The sequence below is a fragment of the Streptococcus loxodontisalivarius genome (assembly GCF_016908645.1).
In the GTDB taxonomy this organism is placed as follows: domain Bacteria; phylum Bacillota; class Bacilli; order Lactobacillales; family Streptococcaceae; genus Streptococcus; species Streptococcus loxodontisalivarius.
The window spans coordinates 111,105-135,344 of record NZ_JAFBEH010000001.1; the positions used below are offsets into that span (position 1 = coordinate 111,105).

Below are 24,240 nucleotides of genomic sequence, written 5' to 3' on the forward strand. Positions count from 1 at the left end.
GTAATCTCCTTGTAGAATGAGCATTAAAAAAGAGGTTTCTTCAAATGGAAGAACCTCTGGAAATAGATAAGAAGGTTAGCCAAAAAGACCTGAAAATCTCAAAGTCCTAGCCAACATTATTATCTTCTGTCCTTTTGCCTGAGAGATTGAGCGATTACTTTGCCCCTTCGGCGCCTGTAAGAGCAGAAAAAAAGTTTATAGTAAGCCTTTTTCTGCAAGGTCTCTCCAGAAGTCCGTCCCTTAATCAGTCCCACCTCAAACTGAGGCACCTGAGAGTTTACTCCTTCGGCGAAAGTACTAACTTTCTTCTCCTGATTAACGTCATTCGGTATATTTTATTTGTTTTTATTCTAATAAAAAAAACGAACTATGTCAATTGTGTTTTGAAAATAATTCGCTATTTACTGAAATAATAGCAAAGCTTTCTGTAAATGAAAGAGTATTTTCTCATTACAAGATGGACTCAAGAGAGCAATATTTGCCAAAACATGGTACAATAAGAAGGTTAATGATTATAGTAGATTGAGAAAGGAATAGGTCTAGGCAAGGAGGTAGGGATTGAACAGGTGTTCATCAAAAGGACTTGAACCTCATCCTAACCTTATTCCATTCACTATAGAAAGACTAGAGAGGAAAGTTTAGAAGGAACTGTAGCCTTCTAAGTTCTAGGTAGAAGAATGAATCCCTTATTAAATGGAATGAATGACAGACAAGCCCAGGCGGTTGAGACGACAGAAGGACCTCTGTTGATTATGGCTGGGGCTGGGTCTGGAAAGACTCGAGTTTTGACGCATCGTATCGCTTATTTGATTGATGAGAAGATGGTCAACCCTTGGAATATCCTTGCCATTACCTTTACCAATAAGGCTGCGCGTGAAATGCGTGAGCGTGCCATTGCACTCAATCCAGCCACAGAAGAAACCTTGATTGCCACCTTCCACAGCATGTGTGTTCGCATTTTGCGTCGTGAGGCAGATCATATTGGTTATAACCGTAACTTCACCATTGTCGATCCAGGTGAGCAGCGCACGCTGATGAAACGTATCATGAAGGCTCTCAACTTAGATCCCAAGAAATGGAATGAACGTTCTATTCTGGGTACCATTTCCAACGCTAAAAATGACCTACTAGACGAGGTTGGCTACGAAAATCAAGCAGGCGATATGTATACGCAAATCGTCGCTAAATGTTACAAGGCCTATCAAGAGGAGTTGCGCCGTTCTGAGGCTATGGACTTTGACGATTTGATTATGATGACCTTGCGTCTCTTTGATCAGAATCCGGATGTTCTTGCCTACTACCAACAGCGTTATCAGTATATCCATGTGGATGAGTATCAGGATACTAACCATGCCCAGTACCAGTTGGTTAAGCTTTTGGCGTCACGTTTCAAGAATATCTGTGTCGTTGGGGATGCTGACCAATCTATCTATGGTTGGCGTGGTGCCGATATGCAGAATATCTTGGACTTTGAGAAGGATTATCCTGAGGCTCAGGTTGTTCTACTTGAGGAAAATTACCGTTCAACTAAGAAGATTCTTCAAGCGGCAAATGAGGTTATCAATAATAACCGCAACCGTCGTCCTAAGAAACTCTGGACTCAGAATGCTGATGGTGAACAGTTGGTCTATTACCGTGCTAACGATGAGCGAGATGAGGCTGTTTTTGTAGCCTCAACCATTGATAATATCGTTCGTGAGATGGGGAAAAACTTCAAAGATTTTGCCGTTCTTTACCGTACCAATGCTCAGTCACGTACTATTGAGGAGGCGCTCCTCAAGTCAAACATTCCTTATACCATGGTGGGTGGAACCAAGTTCTACAGCCGTAAGGAAATCCGTGATGTTATTTCTTACCTCAACATTATCGCTAACCCAGCTGACAATATTTCCTTTGAGCGTATTGTCAATGAGCCTAAGCGTGGTGTGGGACCAGGGACTTTGGAGAAAATCAGACTCTTTGCTTATGAGCAGAACATGAGTCTGATGGATGCTTCAGCGGATATCATGCTATCTCCCCTTAAGGGAAAAGCTGCGCAGGCAGTCTATGAGCTAGCCCATCTTCTCTTGAATCTCAGAGATAAGTTAGACGGCATGACCATTACAGAGATTGTTGAAGTCGTTCTTAACAAGACAGGTTACCTAGATGCTCTCAAAATTCAAAATACCTTAGAGAGTCAGGCACGTATTGAAAATATCGAAGAGTTCTTATCTGTAACCAAAAACTTTGATGAGACTAATGATGATGGACCTGCTGACGAATCTGGTTTGGACAAGCTCAGCCGTTTCTTGAATGACCTTGCCCTTATCGCTGATACAGACGACGGTCAAGCTGAGGCAGCCGAAGTGACCCTGATGACTCTCCATGCTGCCAAGGGTCTTGAGTTCCCAGTTGTCTTTCTGATTGGGATGGAGGAAGGTGTCTTTCCATTGTCACGCGCAGCCGAAGATCCTGACGAGTTAGAAGAAGAGCGTCGCCTGGCTTATGTTGGTATTACCCGTGCCGAAGAAATCCTCTTCATGACCAATGCCAATACCCGTACCCTCTTTGGTAAGACAAGCTATAACCGTCCGACTCGCTTCTTGCGTGAGATTTCTGACGAACTCATTGCCTACCAAGGCTTGGCAAGACCTGCCAATTCATCCTTCGGCGTTAAATACACCAAGGAACAGCCAACTCAGTTCGGTCAAGGTATGAGTTTGTCACAGGCGCTCCAAGCTCGTAAGGCACAAGCGCAACCTCGTTCAGCAGCTCAGCCATTTGCCCAAAGTACAGGCAAGTCAGCTCCGTTGCCATTTGGAAAAAATGCTGGTGCAGAGAAGGCTGAAGTCAGCTGGCAGATTGGTGACATTGCCCACCACAGAAAATGGGGTGATGGAACTGTCCTTGAGGTGACTGGAACTGGCAAGACGCAGGAACTCAAAATCAAATTCCCAGAAGTTGGTCTCAAAAAGCTTCTAGCAAGCGTCGCACCGATTGAGAAGAAGTAATTAGAAGAAAATAAATCTCCACTTTTCACAAGGTTGGGGATTTTTTTGATACCTGCTTTTTTATAATCATTCTTAAAACTATTATAAATAAAATGAATATTACGTTATTTTAATAATTTTCTTTACCACATGCGACAAATCTTCTATAATAGAGGTGTTCAAACTTTTTTAGGAGAGATTGTATGAAAAAAGTAAAACTTTACACCTTATTGGCAACGGTTGCTTTATCAGCCTTTGCTTTGACTGCTTGTTCTTCAAGCAATACATCAACTAGCACATCTAGCTCATCAACATCAACCTTGTCTTCATCTGAGCAGAAACAGATTGACCAGATTACTGAAGATTACCGTAGCTATGTTGAAGGTCAAATTGATCAACTCTTGACAGATACGGAAAGCTGGGCAACTCTTTTGAAAGAGGGTAAATTGGATGAAGCAAAAGCACAATATCCGCTTATCCGTATGGCCTATGAGCGTTCAGAGCCAATCGCAGAGAGCTTTGGTGAGTTGGACATCAAGATTGACTACCGTTTGGTGGACTATGTTGATGAAAACAATACCGAAGAGGGCTGGACTGGTTTCCACCGTATCGAACGCATCCTTTGGGAACAAAATACGACTTCTGGTACAGAAGAATACGCAACACAGCTTGTCAATGACATCAAGGAATTGCGTGCCAAGGTATCGACCGTTGACGTGACTGCTGATATGATGGCAACAGGTGCTGTGGATCTTCTTAATGAAGTTGCTACAAGTAAGATCACTGGTGAAGAAGAGGTCTACTCACACACAGATCTTTATGACTTCAGAGCCAACATCGAAGGTGCTGAAGAAATCTTTGAACTCTTTAAGCCAATTCTTGAAGAGAAAGATGCCGATTTGGTTGAGACTTTGACAGCTGACTTCAAGACAGTTAATGACTTGCTTGACAAGTACATGACTGATGAAACTCACTACAAGTCTTATACTGAATTGACAGATGCAGATACCAAGGCATTATCACAAGCTGTTACAAAACTTGGTGAGCCTTTGTCACAGATGGGTATCGTCTTAGAATAGGAGAGCAAATGACAGAAGACAAGAAAAAAGGTCTCTTTGACCAAAAATTGTCTCGTCGTGACTTCTTGAAAAAATCTGGAATTGCTGGGGCAGGTGCATTAGTTGGAGCATCTGCCCTTGGCGGTTTTGTTCTTCCAAAAACACAAGAGAAGACCAGAGAAGCCGACGGCGATGAGAAAATTTCATTTTACGGAAAACACCAAGCGGGTATTACGACCAGCATGCAGAAGAATGTTTATTTTGTGGTTCTTGAACTAGAAGATAGCAGTAAGTCTGCCATGAAAGAGCTTTTCAAGGACTGGACAGAATATGCGGCCAAGTTAGTTGACGGTCAAATTGTTGAAACTGAGTCAAGCAATGGCTACCTTCCTCCAAAAGATACAGGTGAGGCAGTTGGTCTCAATCCTTATCGACTAACTCTGACTTTTGGTATCAGCAGAACCTTCCTAAAAAAATGCGGTCTGTCTGACAAAGAGATGTCCATTTTCAGAGATTTTCCACCTTTTCCAAAAGAACAGCTGGAAGACAAGTATACTGGTGGTGATATTGCCATTCAAGCCTGTGCTGATGATGAGCAGGTAGCCTTCCATGCAGTGCGAAATCTGGTTCGAAAAGGGCGAGGCAAGGTGACTATGAAGTGGAGTCAATCAGGCTTTGCAGCAATCGGTGACCGCAAGTCCACACCTCGTAATCTCTTTGGTTTCAAGGACGGAACAGCTAATGCTACCAAGGAATCCGACTTTGATAAGATTGTCTGGTATGATGGCAATGATTGGCTTAAGAACGGTAGCTTTATGGCGGTGCGACGCATTCGCATGCACCTTGAAACTTGGGATAGAACCAATCTTAGGGAGCAGGAGAATACCTTTGGTCGCTATCGTGATAGCGGAGCTCCTATGGGTAAAACAGGCGAGTTTGACGACTTCTCATGGGATGATAAGGACAAGGATGGTAACTATCTCATGCCGGTTGATTCCCATGTCAGTCTAGCAAATAAGGCCGGTAAGAAATTGCTGCGCAGGTCTTATTCTTATGCTGATGGTATCAATGACTCAACAGGACAGTTTGAATCAGGCTTGCTCTTTATCGCTTACGAGAAGGATCCACAGCAGTTTATTGATGTGCAGACCAGTCTTGGTGCCACAGATAAACTCAATGAGTACATCACTCACATCGGAAGTGGGCTCTTTGCCTGCTTTGGTGGTGTAGAGAAGGGAGGCTATCTTGGTCAAGACTTATTTGAATAAACTTATTCTTGTCACATTCTTGGGAATAGCTCTGCTATTTAGCCAAAGAGTATCAGCCACATCTTATAGTGACCTTTTCATCAAAATCACAGATGCTCAGACTGCCCTGAAAGAGGACAATCAAAGTCAAGCCCTGCAATTGATCCAGGAAGTAGGAGACAGTTTCAGCCAAGTTGAAAATGCAGACTCAACTGCAGGAAAAGCCTTTAGTCAAGCAGTCACTAAGGCGACAAAAGATAGCAAAATCACAAATGATGAACTAACTGAACTATCAACAGCCCTCCTAGCCTTTGAAGAGGAACAAAATCCAGTTGACCTAGAAGCAGAAAAAGCAGACTTCAAGAAAAAGGTCTATCCTGCTCTTGAAAACTTGGAAGAAGTCATCAACATAGGTGATGTCGAGGCCATGAAGACCGAGTACCTGACCTTCAACTCCATCTGGACCAGAAATGAATCGGTAGTCAGAAGTTCAGAAGGCGGACACTATGGAACAATCGAGTCTGCTATGTCCTTCCTGAGAGCATCGATGGAGGCAGAACCTTTTGATCTTGCAACGGTTCAATCCAATGTCAAGGACCTGAGAACAGCCATTGATAACTTTATGGATGGAAAATCAGCAACCAGCTCAAGTGATGTCAAGACCTTATCAGAAGGAATTGAGCTTCTAAAAGATGCCTATGATGACTTCACAAGTGGAGATACGGCAGCTGGTCAGAAGAAGATGAAGACCTTTATCAGTAACTGGACAACCTTTGAGGGTGAAGTCAGCACACGTAGCTCTGCCCTTTATTCTAAGGTGGAAAGCCAGACTCCTCTTATCATGGCAAAAGGTGCTAGCGCTGAGTATCAGGAAAAACTCAAGAGTCTCATTAGCGAGCTTGAAGCCATCAACACTGACTCGTCTTACTCTGCTCTTGATGCCATGGTTATCTTACTGCGTGAGGGTGTGGAGGCACTCTTAATCGTCATGGCTCTAGTAGAAGCGCTGCGCTATTCAAAACAAAAACGTGGGATCAAGTGGGTTTACGGAGGTGCTTTGGCAGGTATTGCAGCATCAGGAATTGCTGCCGCCCTTCTTCAAATGCTCTTCCCAACAGTGACATCTGGAACCAACAGAGAAATCATCGAAGGAGCCGTTGGACTCTTTGCAGTTGTCATGTTGATTGGTGTTGGTATTTGGCTACACGGCAAGTCCAATGTCAAGGCTTGGAATGCCTACATGGAAAGACAGATGAATCTAGCCATGTCAACAGGAAGCTTCCTGTCTATGTTTGCCCTCAGCTTCCTTTCAGTTTTCCGTGAGGGTGCAGAGACCATCCTCTTCTATGTGGGGATCTTGCCAAAAATCAGTAGTCAGAATTTGATTATGGGAATTGGCTTAGCTATTTTGGCCTTGGTTATCATTGCGGTGCTTATTAATCGCTTTTCAAAGGTCCTGCCTATGCACTGGCTCTTTAGAATCTTGACTTGGACAATCTACATTCTTGCCTTCAAGATGTTAGGTGTCAGCATCAATGCCCTGCAATTAACCAATATCCTTCCAAATCATGTTCTAGACTTTGTACCATCAATTGATTGGCTGGGAATCTACTCAAGTCTTGAGACAAGCCTAGCTCAGCTCTGCTATATTATTGTTATCTTTGCTTTAAATGTTTGGATGAGTCGTCGTCAGAAAGCAGCAGAACATGGATAAGAAGGAAGAAACGATTGTTGAGCATTTGACTGAGTTGAGACGACGGTTGATTTTCAGCTTAATTTTCTTTATCATCTCTTTTGCTCTGTCACTTTTCTGGGCAGCGGATATCTATCGCTTTTTGACCAGCCAATTTGACCAGAAATTACTAGTGTTGGGACCTAACGATATTTTGTGGATTTATATTAGTCTGGCCTCTCTGTCAGCGGTCTGCTTGTCGGTTCCTTTTATCACTTTTCAGATTTGGGCTTTTGTACGACCTGCCCTTGAGGATAGGGAGGCGCGTGCATTGCTAGCCTACATTCCAGCGGTTTTTATCTTTTTTCTAGCAGGCTTGTCTTTCGGATTTTTCCTAGTGACGCCAGCTCTCTTGACTGTTCTTCTAGGATTTGGAGAGGACTTATTTGAGACTCAGTTGACGGCACAGAACTATATGCTCTTTGTCTTTCATACGACTCTGCCTTTGGCGGTGCTCTTTGAGTTTCCGGTTGTTGTCGCCTTTTTGACATCTATTCGATTGATTAGCTCAGCTTTTTTAAGAAAATACCGAAGGTACGCTTATTTTATCCTCATTGTTATTGCAGTTATTCTAACGCCAGCTGACTTAGTCAGCGACCTGCTGATGGCTCTGCCATTGATTTTTATCTACGAAGTCAGTGTGACTATCAGTAAATTTATCGAGAGAAAAAGGAGATCTTAAAATGGGATTTTTAAGAGATATTGGACTACCGGGCTTACTGGTAATCGTCGTCGCAGCCCTGCTTATCTTTGGACCACAGAAACTACCAGAAGTCGGAAGTTCCTTGGGAAAAATGATTACAGAATTCAAAAAAGCACTTTACGGTGAGAGCGATAAAGACGATAAAAAGTCAGATAAAGAGTAGAGGAGTAACCTCTACTTTTTCTTCATAGTTTCCATAGTATTAGAATACAAAAATAAAGTATTTCAATACTACATCGATATAAACAAAGCTTATCAGACTGATAAGAAAATACTATTAGTCATCGAAAACGTTTTCCGATATGATGGTTATAAGAATATTTAGGAGGCTATCTATGACACGAGAATACAGTTTTGAGACCAAGCAACTTCATGCAGGACAGGCAGTTGATAAGGAGACTAAGTCCAGGGCACTACCTATCTATCAGACGACATCTTATGTATTTGATGATGCTCAGGAAGCTGAGGAGCTCTTTGCCCTCAGTAAACCAGGGAATATTTACACCCGTATCACTAATCCAACGACTGCAGTTCTAGAAGACCGTATTGCAGCCTTAGAAGGTGGAGTAGGAGCTCTAGCAACCGCATCTGGTATGGCTGCCATAACTTATGTAGCCTTGGCTCTTGCTCATGCTGGAGATCATATCGTTTCAGCAACAACTGTCTATGGAGGGACCTTTAATTTACTAAAGGAAACCTTGCCACGCTATGGAATCACTACTAGTTTTGTAGATGTTGCAGATTTTGATGCCATTGAAGCGGCAATCCAGGATAATACGAAGTTTATCATTGCTGAAACTTTGGGAAATCCACTAGGTAATATTGCAGACTTAGAGGTTCTATCAGAGATTGCTCACCGTCATCAGATTCCACTTGTGATTGATAATACTTTCGGAACACCTTATTTGATCAATGTCTTTTCATTTGGTGTTGATATTGTTGTGCATTCTGCAACGAAGTTCATTGGTGGTCACGGTACTTCCATTGGTGGCTTGATCGTGGACTCTGGTAATTTTGACTGGGAGGCTTCAGGAAAATTCCCGCAGTTCGTTGAACCCGACCCATCCTATCATAATATCAGCTACACAAAGGATGTTGGTCCAGCAGCTTTCGTGACGGCTGTGCGCACGCAATTGCTACGCGATACAGGAGCTTGCTTGTCGCCTTTTAATGCCTTCCTGCTTACTCAGGGACTGGAAACCTTATCCTTACGAGTTGAAAGACACGTTGAAAATGCTAAGGCGATTGCGACCTTTTTAGAAAACCACCCTAAGGTTGAGACTGTGAACTATGCAAGTCTCCCATCTAGCCCTTACTATGAGCTAGCCCAGAAGTACCTTCCAAAAGGTGCTAGTTCCATTTTTTCTTTCACGGTAAATGGCGGAGCAGAAGAGGCGAGACGAGTTATAGATCATCTTGAAATTTTCTCCAATCTTGCCAATGTCGCTGACGCTAAATCCCTAGTTGTCCATCCAGCCACAACGACCCATGGTCAAATGAGTGACGAAGACCTTGCAGCTGCTGGCATTCAACCTAATCAAATTCGACTCTCAATTGGCCTTGAAAATGTCAATGATCTTATCGAAGATTTGGAAATTGCTCTGAAAACCATCTAGTTCTAGGAAGTGTTTGCTTGAGTCAAAAAAATTGAAAATTTTCATAAAAATCCCTGTTAAATATGGTATGATAGGGTTATCATAAGAAAATAATAAGTTTTTTATGGCTAATTTGTTTTCTTTTGACAATGTCATATTTTTAGGAGAATTGAGGAGGAAAGTTATGGCAATTATCATTATCTTGTCGCTACTCTTTATTGTAGCTTTGATTATTTTCTTGGCGGGTTTTGTCTCAGCATCACCAGGTGAGATCAAAGTTATTTCAGGACCACGTGGTCAACGTGTTATTCAAGGTAAAACAGGTTGGAAAATCCCTGTCTTGGAACGTGTGGATAGCATGACAGCAGGGATGATTTCTGTTGACGCTAAAACAACTGACTTCGTTCCTACAAACGATTATATCAATGTTAAAGTCGATGCTGCGGTTAAGGTTAAGATTGGGACAGATCGTCCTGAGCTTTTCCAATCAGCAACTCGTAACTTCTTGTACAAGGAACAACAAGAGATTGCAGACGAAGTCCGTGACACACTTGAAGGGCACTTGCGTGCCATTATCGGTCAAATGAAGCTTGAAGCAATCGTGACTAACAGAGCATCATTTTCTGAAAAAGTTCAAGAGAATGCCACCAAAGACCTCGAAGAAATGGGTCTTGAAATTGTTGCTTTCAACATCCAAGGTCTGGTCGATGAAAAAGGTGTTATCGAAAACCTTGGTATTGATAATACGGAACAAATCCGAAAAGAGGCAGCTAAAGCCAAGGCTCGCGCTCAACAAGAAATTGCTGAGCAACAAGCTGCTTCCGATAAATTAGCTAACGATGCACGTGTCGCTGCTGATCTTGAAATCGCTCAAAAACAAACGGAGTTGGCTAAACGTCAAGCCGCCCTCAAGGTTGAAGCTGATACAGAAACAGCCAAAGCCGACGCTGCTTACTCAATCCAACAACAAATCCAGCGTAAAGATATCGAACGTGAAACTGCGGAAGCTGATATCGTGAAACAAGAGCAAGAAGCCCTTGTTAAAGAGCAGGAAGTTAAGGTTAAACGTCAATCTCTTGAAGCTGAAATCAAGGCTCAAGCTGACGCTGAACGTTATGCGCAAGAACAAAAAGCTCAAGCCGATCTCTTTAAACGTCAAAAAGAGGTAGAAGCCGAAGCTTACGAGCGTACACAACAAGCCAAAGCGGATAAAGAAGCCATGCTTGCTGAAGCTGAAGGTATCCGTGCAAAAGGGGAAGCCGAAGCCGCTGCAGTTGCTGCTAAATTGAAAGCCGAAGCCGAAGGTCTTGAGAAAAAAGCTGAAGCCATGGCCAAAATGAACGAAGCTGCTGTGCTTGAAATGTACTTCAATGCGCTTCCTGACGTTGCCAAAGCCGTTGCAGAGCCGTTGTCTAAAATTGATTCAATCACTATGTATGGCGAAGGAAATTCTGCCAGAATGGTTGAAGACATTACTAAATCAATGACTCAGGTGCAATCTGGTTTGAATGATGCCGTAGGACTCGATGTTAAGACGTTGATTAATACCTTGGTTGGTGTTAAGGCTGCAAGCCCAGTAATCGAAGAAGCTGTTGAAAACGGTGTTTCAAAAGCTGGTGATGATAAGCCAACTTATCGTCGTAGCCGATAAAAAGTGAGAGGGTTAAGTAGTTTTACGTAGCTCTCTTTCTGTTTAGTATTGAAATATAGGAGGAACTGATGAAATTTGTATTTGACCTTGATGGGACTATTTGTTTCGATGGACAAACCATAGCTCAGGAGATTAAGGACATCCTTGAGAACGCCCACCTATTTGGACATCAAGTTGTTTTTGCATCTGCTCGTTCTTATCGAGACTGCATAGCAGTCTTGGGAGAGAAACTTGCTCAGAATTTGGTTATTGGTCTTAATGGCGGTCTAGCTTATGAAGAAGGTCAGCTCAAACTATCCCACAAACTCGATGATCATGTCTTTCAATCAGCCTTAAAGTCATGTCAAACTTACAATCTTCCTTATTTTGTCGATGACCATTTTAATTATAGTTACAGCCAAGCAGACAAGATCCCTTTTATTGATAGTGTCAGTCCGTTAGGACAAGCTGTGTTAATCAATGAGCTGACGCAACCAATCAAAATGGTGATTTATATGGGAAATCACCTGAATCTTCTCGATGATATCATTGCAGAGCTTAATTCATTTGATAAGTGTCATCTTTCCTATCATGAACTAGAAGAATGTCTCTACCTGAACCCAGATCAAACGACCAAAGCATCGACAATTCTTGATATCATTGGAAAGAATTATGTAGCATTTGGTAATGATAAAAACGATATCGAGATGTTTGAGCAGAGTTTATATGGCGTACAGGTTGGCGATTTTGCCTATCTTGAGAAGTATTCAGATGAGAAGGTTTCGGCAAATAGCAGAGCAGTTGCTACTAAGATTCATGACTTATTCAAAAACTTTCAAGAGGATTAGATTCTGAGCAAGATATTAGAGAATGCCCGCTATTTTTGATAAAATAATGGTACTAAATGATTGGAGGAGCACTTATATGCCTACATTTATTGGAAAACCAGTTACCTTAGCGGGAAGTCAGTTACAAGTTGGAGACACAGCTCGTGACTTTAAATTGATGGGAACAGATCTTGAGACTAAATCTCTCAGTGATTTTGATGGAAAGAAAAAAGTTCTTTCAATTGTTCCATCAATCGATACAGGTATTTGTTCAACACAAACACGCACCTTCAACAAAGAACTTTCTGAGTTAGACAATACTGTTGTGATTACGGTTTCAGTTGATTTGCCTTTTGCTCAAGCACGCTGGTGTGGTGCAGAAGGTCTCGAAAATGCTATTATGCTATCAGACTTCTATGACAATACTTTCGGTAAAGACTATGGTGTTTTGATGGAAGAATGGCACTTGTTATCCCGTGCAGTACTTGTTCTTGATGAGAATAATCAAGTTACCTACACTGAGTATCTTGAAAATATCAACTCAGAACCAAATTATAGCGCAGCTATTGAAGCTGTCAAAGCCTTGTAAGAAGTCGGATTTCCGACTTCTTTTTCTTATGAACTTCGTGAAAGTCTTTTCAAGATAAGAGATACATGATAAAATAGTAGTACTATATGTTAAAAGGAGATTCCTGTGATTCAAAAGCAAGCTATTAAGACTACTGCACTTCATAGTCTCTATTATTTTCTCTGTGTTTGCCTAGCCGTATTGATAGATCTCTTCATTATCGGTAGTCGAAATATGTACTACACACCAGGAATGGCTGCCTTCTTCTCTGGTTTTGTCTATATGCGTCTGATTAAAAAAACGAAGGCATTTGGAGCAATTACAATTCTTGGTATTGTTATGTCAGCCTTTTTCTTTGCTTCAGGTCATTTTGTTTGGGCTTTTCTACCTAATCTCTTGTGTGGCTTGTTGGCAGACTATGTTGCCAGCCAAGGGAAGTATGAAAATACCAATCTTAATCTGACATCTTTTATTCTCTTTTCATTCGGGAATTTAGCACCAATTCTTACCATGTGGATTGCTCCGAAGCAGTATGTTGCTCAGCTATTGGCAGAAGGAAAAACACAGGATTATGTCAATGCTGTTATGGTGCCATTTGACCTAGCTAACGTTGGATTTTCGATTTGTTTTATCATTTTGATGGCAGCTCTAGGCGGCTTAATCGGTCAAAAGTATCAAAAATAATGTCATTATTATCTAATTAGGAGACTGAAGTTCTATTCAGCTCCTTGTTTTTATTTGTCAGACAAAAGGAGGGAGCATGTCCTTACTGCAACGGACAATTAAACTTGTCCTAGCCACTGTATTATCCATCGCTATCGCAAATTGGCTTGGTCTTCATTATGCTAGTTCAGCGGGAATAATAGCACTTTTGAGTGTTATGGATACACGTCAATCGACGATGCAGATAGCCTGGCAACGATTTCTATCAGTCCTCCTAGCATTCTTGATAGCCATCGTTCTCTTTAGCCTATTAGGCTACCAACTTTGGGTATTTGGCCTTTATCTACTTATTTTTGTGCCTCTATCATACCGCTTGCAGATACAGGTTGGCATTGCCCCCATCTCTGTCTTGGTGCTACATCTTTACGCCGAGCAGGCACTTTCTCTAGCTTTAATTGGAAATGAGCTGGCGCTGTTTAGTATAGGAGCAAGCCTAGCGCTTCTTTTGAATAGTTATATGCCTTCAAGACTTGATGAAATCATGACCTATCATGAAGGAGTTGAACTGAAATTAAAGGCAATCTTGCAAAAATTTCAGCTTTTTCTTGAAGTTGGTGATGGGACAAACGATGCAGAGCTTATCAATGAATTGGAACTTTTTCTCAAGAAGGCTCTTGACTTGGTCTATCTAGAACAGGCAAATCAGTTATTCCAGTCAACCAACTACCATATTCACTATTTTGAAATGAGACAGGCGCAGAATCGCATTTTGAAGCAAATGGCTACTAGTGTGAAACGCTTAAAGGTATCAAGTCAGGAGGCGAGATTGCTGGCAGAGCTTTTTGAGCAAACTGCAGAGCAGCTGAGCCAAGATAACCCAGCAGTAACGCTTCTAGCAGACATAGATAGAACACTTGCGACCTACAGACAAATGCCATTACCAAATAGTCGAGAAGAATTTGAATACCGAGCCTTACTTTTCGAATTATTAAGTGAGCTAGAGCGATTTATTCTTTTGAAGGTCGATTTTTATCAAACCTATGGAAAATCTAGCTCAAAATAGATTTTTGTATTATAATACTAATTAAGAAAAGAAATATTTGGAGACTTACAATGGATTTGATTAGTCAATATCAGGAGAGGAATATCAACCGCTTGCCTCTAGGTGACTTAGTGACAGCTTTCAAAGGAAAGGCTGTTCCCGCTAAAGCAGAAGCGGGAGATGTGGCTGTCGTCAATTTGTCAGATATGACAGAGAATGGTATCTTATACGATCAGTTGAAGACTTTCTCTGATCAAGAGCATAAACTTTTACGCTATCTTTTGAAGGACGGTGATGTCCTGATAGCGTCAAAGGGAACGGTAAAAAAAATAGCTGTTTTTGAGGGACAAGAAAGAGATGTCGTTGCTTCATCCAACATCACCGTTTTAAGACCAGGTGATCAGATTCGTGGCTACTTTATCAAGTTTTTCCTGGATACTGATTTGGGACAAGCTCTTCTTGACCAAGCAGACAAGGGAAAGGCGGTGCTCAATTTATCAACTAAGGAAATTCTTGATATTGAAATACCAGTTGTTCCACTTGTGAAGCAAGATTATCAGATTGCCAACTATCTGCGCGGAAAAGCGGATTATGACCGAAAATTAGCTCGTGCTAAGCAAGAATGGGAAATGACACAAGATAAAGTGTTACAGACACTTTTTAGATAGGAAGTGATGTTATCATGACTGAAATCAAATGCCCGCACTGCGGAACTGCCTTTACCATCAACGAATCGGAATACAGTCAATTACTCAGTCAAGTCAGGACTGCTGAATTTGACAAGGAAGTAACTGAGCGACTCCATAGTCAACAACAACTCTTGCAACAAGAGGCAGACAATAAGCTTCAAGCTCAGCTATTTAGCAAAAATCAGGAAATTGAAAAACTAAAAAGTAAGCTGACAGAAGACCAGCAGGCTTCAGAGTTGAAAAAGCAGGAAAGCCTAGCTGCAAAGGACTTGGAAATCGCACAACTGCAGGCACAGATTGAATCCCTATCAGGCCAGACCCAGCAAGAAGTGGATAAAGCCCTAGCACTCAAAGAGCAAGAAGTCCTCTCTTTGCAGGCTCAGTTAGAAAAGCTGGCGCTTGAGAAAGAGAGCGAGAAGCAGACAGCTTTGACTGTCTTGGAAAAAGAGCGTGATCAGGTCAAGAATCAACTGCAACTTCAAGAGAAAGAGTCAGAGTTGAATTTATCATCGCTTCGTCAGGACTATGAAAGTCAGCTTAAGGCTGCTAATGAGCAAGTTGAGTTCTACAAAAATTTCAAGGCCCAGCAATCTACCAAGGCTATCGGTGAAAGTTTAGAAATCTATGCGGAAACTGAGTTCAATAAGGTCCGAAACCTTGCCTTCCCAAATGCCTACTTTGAAAAAGACAACACAGTATCAAGTCGTGGGTCCAAAGGTGATTTTATTTATCGAGAGCAGGATGAAAATGGTATTGAAATACTATCTATTATGTTTGAGATGAAAAATGAGGCTGATGATACGGTTAAGAAGCATAAAAACGAGGACTTTTTCAAGGAATTAGATAAGGATCGTCGTGAGAAGAATTGTGAGTATGCTGTCCTAGTTTCTATGTTAGAGAGTGACAATGACTATTACAATACTGGTATCGTGGATGTTAGCCATAAGTACGACAAGATGTATGTGGTTCGTCCTCAATTTTTCATTCAACTGATTGGCTTACTTCGAAATGCTGCTATGAATGCTCTCAAATACAAGCAGGAACTGGCACTTGTTCGAGAGCAGAATATCGACATTACTCATTTTGAAGAAGATTTGGATGTCTTCAAAACAGCTTTTGCTAAAAATTATCAGTCAGCTAGCAAAAATTTCCAGAAAGCTATTGATGAAATTGATAAGTCTATCAAGCGAATGGAAGCCGTTAAGGCAGCACTGACAACCTCAGAAAACCAGCTGCGCCTTGCCAATAATAAATTAGAAGATGTCTCTATCAAGAAATTAACCCGCAAAAATCCAACCATGAAAGCTAAATTTGATGATTTGAAAGAGGTTAAGTAAATGATTAGAGAGGTTCAATCTGCTGACTTTTGCCAATTAGTGCCACTCTATGAGCAACTTGGTTATCCTGTAGATGAGTTAGAACTAATTAATCGGCTTGAGCAACTCTTGCTACATGAGGATTACCATTTGCTAGTAATAGAGAGTAGTGGCGAAATTAAAGGATTTTTAGGCTATGCCAAAATGTACTTTTTGAGCATACTGGTTTTTATTTCAGAGTATTAGCGCTTGTTATTGATGAGAATAACCGCCGTCAAGGACTAGCAAGCTCTTTATTGGAGTATTTGAAAGGGCAAGCTATATCTGAAGGAGCTCAAGCGATTGCGCTAAACAGTGGTTTGAATCAGGAACGTCAAAATGCGCATAATTTTTATGAGCATTTTGGATTTGAAAAGTCCAGTATGGGATTTAGATATTCGATTGAAAGTAAGTTGGATAGTAATTAAAAAAGAATCTTTGCAATAACATAAAACAATAAGGAGGTACTTATGAACAACACAATAGATTTATCAAAACCAGTCGCAGAAACTATCGCTGAGCATCCAGAAGTTAAGGATATTTTGGTTGACCTTGGTTTCAAACCTCTAGCTAACCCTGCCATGCTAAAGACTGTTGGTAAGGTGACAAGTTTGAAGACAGGTTCAAAAATGACTAAGATTCCTCTGGAGAAAATCAAACAGACTCTGGAATTTCATGGCTACGATGTGATTGGAGACTAGGATGTCAGAAAATCGTATTGAAATACTAAGAGATATTCTTATCGAACTTCATCAAGGAGCCAGTCCTGAGTCTGTTCAGGAACGCTTTGACCAGCACTTTCAGGGTGTATCTGCTCTTGAAATTTCCATGATGGAGCATGAGCTCATGAATTCTGATTCTGGGGTTACCTTTGAAGATGTCATGAGTCTCTGTAATGTCCACGCCAATCTATTCAAGGGAGCTATCGCAGATGTCGAAGTAGCTGATACTGAGCAAGAAGGTCATCCTGTATATGTTTTTAAGCAGGAAAATCTGGCTCTTCGCTCTGCCATTGCCCGTATCCGTCGTATCATGGACAATTATAGCAAGCCTGAAAATGAGGACTTTCGTGAGGATTTGCTTAAAGGGCTCAAACATCAGGTTAGCCTTGTTGGGCAATTTCATAATCACTATACTCGGAAAGAAAAGCTCTTTTTCCCAGTCATGGAGCGTTACGGACATGATTCGCCTCCAAAAGTGATGTGGGGGGTTGATGATGACATTCGTGAGCTCTTCAAACAGGCTCGAAGTCAGGTGGATCAGCTTCCAGACTTGCCAATCGAAGAGGTTGTTGAAAGTTTTGAGGCTTTTGCCAAGGAGTTTGAGGAGATGATTTTCAAGGAGGAGGCTATCCTTCTCATGATTTTGCTCGAAACCTTTACGCAGGATGACTGGCTGGCTATCGCTGAGGAGAGCGATCCTTACGGCTATGCCATTATCAAACCTACTGCTAAGTGGGTTCCTCACCGTGAGTCCTTTGGACAATCAGCTGACGCTGAGGTCGAGATAGAAGAGCAGTCATCTGACGATTTGCAAGAAGCTGCTAGTCAGGAAATGAATGCTGCGCAGCCCAATACAAGAGTTATTGACACACCAGAAGGTCAGTTCACTATTACCTATACACCAAAAGTTAAGGAAGAAAGTCCAGTTGACCGTCACACCGAACAACCATTTGGGAATGGCTATCTGACTGTAGAACAGGCTAATCTTATCCTAGATCATCTTCCTCTGGAAATCACTTTTGTCAACAAGGATGATATTTTCCAATACTACAACAACAGTGTGCCAGCCAATGAGATGATTTTTAAAAGGACACCGAGTCAAATTGGTCGTCATGTTGAGCTCTGCCATCCGCCTAAAGTTTTGGAAAAAGTGAAAAAAATCTTCCAACTGCTTAAGTCAGGCGAAAAAGATAAGGTTGTTATGTGGTTCAAATCTGAACGACTAGGCAAATTTGTTTATGTCACCTACGCAGCAGTCCGAGATGACCAAGGAGAATTCCAAGGAGCCTTGGAGTACGTTCAAGAAATTCAAGACTTTTTCGAATTAGAAAGTGACTTCAAACGAGATATCGATTAAGTAGATATGCTAAAACAGTCTGGGAGACTGTTTTAGGTTGGAAATAAAGAAAGCGTAGCTTTTATCAAAACAGTCTGGGAGACTGTCTTAGGCATTTACCTGATACTTCCGCCGTGATGAAGGAGTAAGGAATGCCTAATATAAAAGCATTTCTTACTCTCGGAATGTTTCAGGTCTGAGCCTTAAAACTAGAAAGCGAAGAGGCTCAAATGGAATTCCACTGATTCCTGAAATTATCCACTGGATAATTTCACCTGACGTCCGATATCACTTAAGGAAAGTATCGAAAAAAGGTTATGTCTTCAACCCAAGAGTGGACTCAAAGTCCGCTCTTTTTTCATTCTAGGTAAACTTATGCTATAATAGGTGCTATGATTTCAGGAATTATTAATTTGAAAAAAGAGGCAGGAATGACCTCGCACGATGCTGTTTTTAAGCTCCGCAAAATTCTACATGAGAAAAAAATTGGTCATGGTGGCACCCTTGATCCAGATGTGACAGGAGTGCTACCTATTGCTGTTGGCAAATCAACCCGAGTTATAGAGTTTATGACAGAGGCTGGCAAGGTCTATGAAGGGCAGATCACGATCGGCTTTTCAACAACGACAGAGGACGCTTCAGGTGAGGTCGTGGAGTCGACTCCTGTTCTTGATTTGACAGAGGAAGCTGTTGATCAGGCTATGGCGGATTTTCAAGGGGAAATCACTCAGATTCCGCCTATGTATTCTGCGGTAAAGGTCAATGGACGTAAGCTCTACGAGTATGCACGTGCTGGTGAAACCGTTGAACGCCCAGAGCGTCGTGTGACCATTACTTCCTTTGAACGTACCAGTCCTATTGTGCTGGAAAATGGCAGGGCAGTCTTTGATTTTCGTGTGGTATGTAGCAAGGGAACCTATGTTCGAACCCTTTCAGTTGACTTGGGTGCCAAGCTAGGCTATGCTAGTCATATGTCAGCCTTAAAGCGTACAGCGTCAGCAGGATTGGAGCTCTCCCAAGCACTCACACTTGAGGAAATTGCGGAGAAAGTTTCTCAGGAAGATTTTTCCTTCCTTCTACCAATAGAGTATGGTGTTTCAGATCTTCCACGTTATGATTTGACAGAAGAAGAAAAAGTAGAGATCTCTTTTGGTCGCCGTATTAGTCTAGATCGTAAAGAGCCGCTTTTAGCTGCTTTTTATCAAGACAAGGTTGTAGCGATTTTAGAACCAAGAGATGACCAGTATAAGCCACGAAAAGTACTGGTTTAGAGGATTATTATGCAAATTAGACAATTTCAAGATGCCAGCCAACTTACACTCGACCAAGATTGTGTTTTAGTATTGGGCTACTTTGACGGTCTTCACCGTGGTCATAAGGCACTCTTTGATAAGGCAAAAGAAGTAGCTGAGAAGAAGGGACTACCCATCGTTGTTATGACTTTCAATGAGTCTCCCAAGCTAACTTTTGCGCGCTTTTCTCCAGAGTTGCTACTTCATATCAGTCATCCTGAAAAACGATATCAGAAATTTGAAGAATACGGTGTTGACTATCTTTTCCTGACTGATTTTACAAGTTCTTTTTCAAAAATATCATCCGATGATTTTATCCGAGACTACATCTGTCAATTACGTGCGCAGACTGTTATTGTAGGCTTTGATTACAAGTTTGGTCATAATCGCACAAATAGCGACTACCTGGCTCGAAACTTCTCAGGTCAGGTTATTACCATGGAAGAAGTCCAAGAAAATGGTCAGAAAATCTCATCAACTCGCATACGTGAGCTTATCTCCAAAGGTGATGTTGCCGAGGCGAATACTCTCTTGGGTTATGAATTTTCAACTCGAGGTATTGTTGTTCATGGAGATGCTAGAGGACGTACTATCGGATTTCCGACTGCTAATCTTGCACCGATTGATAGAACCTTCCTACCATCAGATGGTGTTTATGTTGCGGATGTCATTGTCGGTGGCAAACGCTATCGCTCTATGACTAGCGTCGGAAAAAATGTGACTTTTGGTGGGACAGAGCTGCGCTTGGAAGCTAATATTTTCGATTTTTCAGGTGATATTTATGGTCAGAGTATTGAAATTATCTGGCTAGAAAAAATTCGTGACATGGTTAAATTTAATGGGATTGATGATCTGGTTGACCAACTACATCAAGATAAAGCTGCTGCATTGAATTGGGGAAAATCTGAAAAATAATAGCTATTTAAGATAATTTTTAGTATAATAAAACATAACTAATTGTTTAAAGAGGGCAAGTGCAATGATTACCTTATTTCTATCCCCCAGTTGTACCAGTTGTAGGAAGGCTCGTGCATGGCTAACTAAGCACGAAGTAGATTACCAAGAACATAATATTATCACCAGTCCCCTAACACCTCAGGAGTTGATGTCGATACTATCCTTCACTGAAAATGGGACTGAGGATATCATTTCAACGCGTTCTAAGGTATTTCAAAAATTAAACATTGATGTCGATGAGTTGTCAATTTCTGAATTGATCAATCTTATCGCAAGTAATCCAAGTCTCCTTCGTCGTCCAATTATCATGGATAAAAAGCGTATGCAGATTGGATTTAATGAGGATGAGATTCGTGCCTTTCTTCCGAGAGATTATCGTAAGCATGAACTCAGACAAGCAACTATTCGAGCAGAGATAGAGGGAAAAAATGACTAATAATTATTCTTATCCGCTTGATCTAACCTGGAGCACTGACGAGATTTCATCAGTGCTTCATTTTTTGAATCAAGTCGAAAAAGCCTATGAGAGCAAGGTTGATGCTCAAACGCTTTTAGAAAGCTATGCTATTTTCAAAACAATCGTAAAAAGTAAGGCGCAGGAAAAACAAATAGACCGTGAGTTCCAAACTTCAAGCGGTTATTCAACCTATCAGGCAGTCAAGGCAGCCAAAGCTAAAGAGAAAGGATTTATCTCTCTTGGAAAGTAAATTGCAATTTGCGCAAGCTTTGGTTCGCCAAGCGGGTAGCTATATTCGACAACACATGTCAGACGATTTGGCTATTGAGACAAAGTCGCGTTATGATGATTTGGTGACTAATCTTGACAAGGATACTCAGAATTTTGTGGTTGAGGCGATTCAGACGGCCTATCCTGATGATTTTCTAATGGGCGAGGAGAATAATCTTCGTCATCCGATAAAGGATGGTAATGTTTGGGTTATTGATCCTATCGATGGGACTGTCAACTTTATCGTTCAAAAAGAGGACTTCGCTATTATGTTGGCTTATTTTGAAGATGGTGTTGGTCAGTTTGGTTTGATTTACGATGTGATGCAGGATAAACTCTATTCAGGAGGTCCTGATTTACCTCTGATGATGAATGACCAAACACTAGAAGCTTTCGACAACCGTCCCTTGACTCGAAGTCTGATTGGTTCAAATGGCTCAATGTACGCTCACAATGTCAGTGGTATTTCAAATTTGATTAACCAGACCTTGGGAGTACGTGTTTATGGAGGTGCTGGAATTAGTATGGCGCATGTTCTCAGCGGTCGTCTCCTAGCCTATTTTTCTCACCTTTATCCTTGGGATTATGCAGCTGCGCAGATTATTGGTAGTCAGTTGGGTTATGAGCTTCTGACGCTTGATGGAGAGCAAGTAGACTACCAGTCAAGGCAGATGGTTATGTTTATCCCAAGCGCTTATAAACAAACAATTCAAGATTATATGGAAAGAGGGAAGTGAGCTGTGCTCTGCCCTTTTTCTCTGCCTAAAATTTTTGAAAGTCATAAGGAAAGTGTAGTATAATAGACGTATGTTTTTACCAAAAGATTTTATTGAAAAATACCAGAAAATTCTGGGTTCAGAATCAGATGATTTTCTGAAAACATTTGACGATTCAGCTGTCTCAGCTTATCGCACTAATCCGCTAAAGAAGGCTCAAAAAGATTTTTCAGATGCCATTCCTGGTACGCCTTGGGGGCATTATGGCAAGGTTTCTGGGAAATCAGCAGAGCATGTGACTGGTCTGGTCTATTCCCAAGAACCAGCTGCTCAGATGGTTGCCCAAGTTGCTGCGCCTGAAAAAGGGATGAAAGTTCTGGACCTGGCTGCTGCTCCAGGGGGCAAGACAACCCAGTTACTCTCTTACCTTGATAATACTGGACTACTTGTTTCTAATGAAATTTCCAAAAAACGCAGCAAAATACTGGTTGAAAATGTCGAGCGTTTTGGTGCTCAAAATGTTCTAGTCACTAATGAAAGTTCGCAAAAACTAGCTAAGGTTTTCAAATCCTATTTCGATCTTATTGTTTTTGACGGTCCTTGCTCGGGTGAGGGAATGTTCCGAAAGGATCCAGACGCCGTTCAGTACTGGCATAAGGCCTATCCAGCAGAATGTGCTAGTTTACAGAAAGAAATTCTGGAAGAAGCGATGAAAATGCTGGCGCCAGGCGGTCGACTCATCTATTCAACCTGTACATGGGCTCCTGAAGAGAATGAGGAAGTTGTTGCATGGCTGCTAGAAAATTATCCAGATCTCTCCTTGTTGAATATCCCTAAAATCAATGGTATGCAAGAAGGAATTGATATGCCTGAGGTTGCTCGTATGTACCCCCATCATTTTAAGGGTGAGGGTCAGTTTGTTGCTCATTTGCAGGATAGGCGTCAGCCAGAAACTAAGAAAATTAAAGCAGGAAAAAGTAATCTTCGTAAGGACCAAACCAAACTTTGGCAGGATTTTGCTAAGAAACATCTGAAAAGGGAGTTGTCAGGTTTTTACCAAACCTTTGGAGATGAACTTTACTTATTGCCTGAAGGGCTCCCTGATCTTTCTAAGTTAAAAATCGCTCGAAACGGTCTTCATCTCGGAACTTTTAAGAAAAATCGTTTTGAACCTTCCTTCGCTCTTGGAATTGCTTTAAGTAGTGACGACGTTTATCAAGGCCTTGAATTAACTGCTGATCAGTTTGCTGCCTATACATCAGGGAATATTGTCCAACTTGATCAAACTTTTCCAAATGGCTGGTATCAGATTAGGGTTGATGGAAATGGCTTAGGTTTCGCCAAAATCGTTGGAAATACAGTGAAAAATTACTATCCAAAAGGTCTCCGATTTAACAGCTAATGAAAGAAGTGAAAATTTTACATTAATAGGAAGAAAAAAAGATTTTCAAGTGAGACATAATATGTTACTATTTGATTATGGGGCTTTTTTCACCCCATAAACGATATTTTTTCAAAATGAATAGGAAAAAACAAATGAAATTGAAGAAGAAACAAATGGGAGTCTTTCTTGCTCTTGCAAGTGTTGCTCTCTTAACTCTTTCTGCCTGCTCTAGTTGGATTGATAAAGGTCAGTCTATTACTAGTGTAGGTTCGACCGCTCTTCAGCCTTTGGTTGAAGCAGCAGCGGATGAATTTGGAACAGAATATTCTGGTAAAATCGTCAATGTCCAAGGCGGTGGATCAGGTACAGGTTTGTCTCAAGTTCAATCAGGTGCTGTACAAATCGGTAATAGTGACCTCTTTGCAGAAGAGAAGTCTGGTATTGATGCTAGCGCTCTAGTAGATCACCAGGTTGCTGTTGCTGGTATGGCGGTTATCTTGAACGAAGATGTAGAAGTTGATAATTTAACAACTGAACAACTCCGTAAGATCTTCACAGGTGAATATACTAACTGGAAGCAAGTTGGTGGACAAGATCTAGAGATCTCAATCATCAACCGTGCAGCAAGTTCAGGCTCACGTGCAACCTTTGATAGTGTTATCATGAATGGTGAATCTGCTGTTCAAAGTCAGGAACAAGATTCTAATGGTATGGTTAAATCAATCGTTTCTCAAACACCAGGTGCCATTTCTTACCTATCCTTTGCCTATGTAGATGACTCAGTTAAAACGATTAGCCTCAATGGTTTTGAGCCAACTGCTGAAAATGTAACAACAAATGACTGGCCACTTTGGTCATATGAACATATGTACACTAAAGGTGAAGCAACTGGTCTTACTAAAGAATTTTTGGACTATGTTTTGAGTGACACTGTACAAAAGGGGATAGTTGAAAGCATGGGCTATATTTCCATTAATGATATGAAAGTTACTAAGAGTGCCGATGGTACGGTAACTGCTAAATAGGAG

25 protein-coding genes and 1 riboswitch are annotated in these 24,240 nt (G+C 41.4%); all 25 genes read left to right on the plus strand.

What is annotated here, in order from left to right; all coding sequences use genetic code 11:
• Positions 1 to 116: 116 nt before the first annotated feature.
• Positions 117 to 239, minus strand: a riboswitch (glycine riboswitch).
• 438 nt (positions 240 to 677) lie between these two features.
• The 25 genes from pcrA to JOC28_RS00650 all read left to right on the plus strand — a co-directional run bounded on the left by pcrA (position 678) and on the right by JOC28_RS00650 (position 24,237).
• A complete protein-coding gene (gene pcrA / locus JOC28_RS00535; RefSeq protein WP_205008692.1) occupies positions 678 to 2,990 on the plus strand; it encodes a DNA helicase PcrA in 2,313 nt (770 codons plus the stop codon).
• A 182-nt stretch (positions 2,991 to 3,172) separates the two neighbouring features.
• Entirely contained in the window at positions 3,173 to 4,048 is an 876-nt protein-coding gene (gene efeO / locus JOC28_RS00540; RefSeq protein ID WP_205008693.1) for an iron uptake system protein EfeO, read from the plus strand.
• Between the two features lie 8 nt (positions 4,049 to 4,056).
• Positions 4,057 to 5,295, plus strand: a complete 1,239-nt coding sequence (efeB, locus tag JOC28_RS00545; protein ID WP_205008694.1) for an iron uptake transporter deferrochelatase/peroxidase subunit — start codon at positions 4,057 to 4,059, stop codon at positions 5,293 to 5,295.
• A complete protein-coding gene (locus JOC28_RS00550; protein ID WP_205008695.1) occupies positions 5,273 to 6,988 on the plus strand; it encodes an FTR1 family iron permease in 1,716 nt (571 codons plus the stop codon). The genes efeB and JOC28_RS00550 overlap by 23 nt, the downstream gene beginning before the upstream one ends.
• Positions 6,981 to 7,688 (plus strand): twin-arginine translocase subunit TatC, encoded by a 708-nt coding sequence (tatC, locus tag JOC28_RS00555; protein ID WP_205008696.1) that lies wholly within the window; start codon positions 6,981 to 6,983, stop codon positions 7,686 to 7,688. The genes JOC28_RS00550 and tatC overlap by 8 nt, the downstream gene beginning before the upstream one ends.
• A gap of 1 nt (position 7,689) precedes the next feature.
• Positions 7,690 to 7,872 (plus strand): twin-arginine translocase TatA/TatE family subunit, encoded by a 183-nt coding sequence (tatA, locus tag JOC28_RS00560; RefSeq protein ID WP_205008697.1) that lies wholly within the window; start codon positions 7,690 to 7,692, stop codon positions 7,870 to 7,872.
• Between the two features lie 172 nt (positions 7,873 to 8,044).
• Complete coding sequence (locus JOC28_RS00565) at positions 8,045 to 9,325, plus strand: O-acetylhomoserine aminocarboxypropyltransferase/cysteine synthase family protein (protein ID WP_205008698.1); 1,281 nt, start codon at positions 8,045 to 8,047, stop codon at positions 9,323 to 9,325.
• A 163-nt stretch (positions 9,326 to 9,488) separates the two neighbouring features.
• Complete coding sequence (locus JOC28_RS00570) at positions 9,489 to 10,955, plus strand: flotillin family protein (RefSeq protein ID WP_205008699.1); 1,467 nt, start codon at positions 9,489 to 9,491, stop codon at positions 10,953 to 10,955.
• A 68-nt stretch (positions 10,956 to 11,023) separates the two neighbouring features.
• Positions 11,024 to 11,782: an HAD hydrolase family protein gene (locus JOC28_RS00575; RefSeq protein ID WP_205008700.1), complete on the plus strand. Its 759-nt coding sequence runs from the start codon at positions 11,024 to 11,026 to the stop codon at positions 11,780 to 11,782.
• Positions 11,783 to 11,858: 76 nt separating this feature from the next.
• The gene (gene tpx / locus JOC28_RS00580; protein ID WP_205008701.1) at positions 11,859 to 12,350 is read left to right on the plus strand and encodes a thiol peroxidase; all 492 of its coding nucleotides are present in this window, start codon (positions 11,859 to 11,861) and stop codon (positions 12,348 to 12,350) included.
• 105 nt (positions 12,351 to 12,455) lie between these two features.
• Positions 12,456 to 13,013: an MptD family putative ECF transporter S component gene (locus JOC28_RS00585; protein ID WP_205008702.1), complete on the plus strand. Its 558-nt coding sequence runs from the start codon at positions 12,456 to 12,458 to the stop codon at positions 13,011 to 13,013.
• 76 nt (positions 13,014 to 13,089) lie between these two features.
• Complete coding sequence (locus JOC28_RS00590) at positions 13,090 to 14,055, plus strand: aromatic acid exporter family protein (RefSeq protein WP_205008703.1); 966 nt, start codon at positions 13,090 to 13,092, stop codon at positions 14,053 to 14,055.
• A gap of 50 nt (positions 14,056 to 14,105) precedes the next feature.
• On the plus strand, positions 14,106 to 14,702 hold the full coding sequence (locus JOC28_RS00595; protein WP_205008704.1) for a restriction endonuclease subunit S: 597 nt from the start codon (positions 14,106 to 14,108) through the stop codon (positions 14,700 to 14,702).
• Between the two features lie 14 nt (positions 14,703 to 14,716).
• Positions 14,717 to 16,060, plus strand: a complete 1,344-nt coding sequence (locus JOC28_RS00600; protein WP_205008705.1) for a DUF2130 domain-containing protein — start codon at positions 14,717 to 14,719, stop codon at positions 16,058 to 16,060.
• On the plus strand, positions 16,061 to 16,285 hold the full coding sequence (locus JOC28_RS10640) for a hypothetical protein (protein WP_239548666.1): 225 nt from the start codon (positions 16,061 to 16,063) through the stop codon (positions 16,283 to 16,285).
• 8 nt (positions 16,286 to 16,293) lie between these two features.
• Entirely contained in the window at positions 16,294 to 16,506 is a 213-nt protein-coding gene (locus tag JOC28_RS10645; RefSeq protein ID WP_338058050.1) for a GNAT family N-acetyltransferase, read from the plus strand.
• A gap of 42 nt (positions 16,507 to 16,548) precedes the next feature.
• A complete protein-coding gene (locus tag JOC28_RS00610; protein ID WP_205008706.1) occupies positions 16,549 to 16,779 on the plus strand; it encodes a DUF1858 domain-containing protein in 231 nt (76 codons plus the stop codon).
• Between the two features lies 1 nt (position 16,780).
• Positions 16,781 to 18,157 carry a DUF438 domain-containing protein gene (locus tag JOC28_RS00615; RefSeq protein WP_205008707.1) on the plus strand — a complete coding sequence of 459 codons (1,377 nt, stop codon included), beginning with the start codon at positions 16,781 to 16,783 and terminating at the stop codon, positions 18,155 to 18,157.
• A gap of 371 nt (positions 18,158 to 18,528) precedes the next feature.
• Positions 18,529 to 19,407, plus strand: coding sequence for a tRNA pseudouridine(55) synthase TruB (gene truB / locus JOC28_RS00620; RefSeq protein WP_205008708.1), 879 nt, complete (start codon positions 18,529 to 18,531; stop codon positions 19,405 to 19,407).
• Positions 19,408 to 19,416: 9 nt separating this feature from the next.
• The gene (locus tag JOC28_RS00625; RefSeq protein WP_205008709.1) at positions 19,417 to 20,343 is read left to right on the plus strand and encodes a bifunctional riboflavin kinase/FAD synthetase; all 927 of its coding nucleotides are present in this window, start codon (positions 19,417 to 19,419) and stop codon (positions 20,341 to 20,343) included.
• Between the two features lie 64 nt (positions 20,344 to 20,407).
• The gene (locus tag JOC28_RS00630) at positions 20,408 to 20,821 is read left to right on the plus strand and encodes a Spx/MgsR family RNA polymerase-binding regulatory protein (RefSeq protein WP_205008710.1); all 414 of its coding nucleotides are present in this window, start codon (positions 20,408 to 20,410) and stop codon (positions 20,819 to 20,821) included.
• Positions 20,814 to 21,092, plus strand: coding sequence for a UPF0223 family protein (locus tag JOC28_RS00635; protein WP_205008711.1), 279 nt, complete (start codon positions 20,814 to 20,816; stop codon positions 21,090 to 21,092). The genes JOC28_RS00630 and JOC28_RS00635 overlap by 8 nt, the downstream gene beginning before the upstream one ends.
• Positions 21,082 to 21,849 carry an inositol monophosphatase family protein gene (locus JOC28_RS00640; RefSeq protein ID WP_205008712.1) on the plus strand — a complete coding sequence of 256 codons (768 nt, stop codon included), beginning with the start codon at positions 21,082 to 21,084 and terminating at the stop codon, positions 21,847 to 21,849. The genes JOC28_RS00635 and JOC28_RS00640 overlap by 11 nt, the downstream gene beginning before the upstream one ends.
• Before the next feature lie 70 nt (positions 21,850 to 21,919).
• Complete coding sequence (locus tag JOC28_RS00645; RefSeq protein WP_205008713.1) at positions 21,920 to 23,230, plus strand: RsmF rRNA methyltransferase first C-terminal domain-containing protein; 1,311 nt, start codon at positions 21,920 to 21,922, stop codon at positions 23,228 to 23,230.
• Between the two features lie 155 nt (positions 23,231 to 23,385).
• Positions 23,386 to 24,237, plus strand: coding sequence for a phosphate ABC transporter substrate-binding protein PstS family protein (locus tag JOC28_RS00650; protein ID WP_386700778.1), 852 nt, complete (start codon positions 23,386 to 23,388; stop codon positions 24,235 to 24,237).
• Positions 24,238 to 24,240 lie beyond the last annotated feature (3 nt).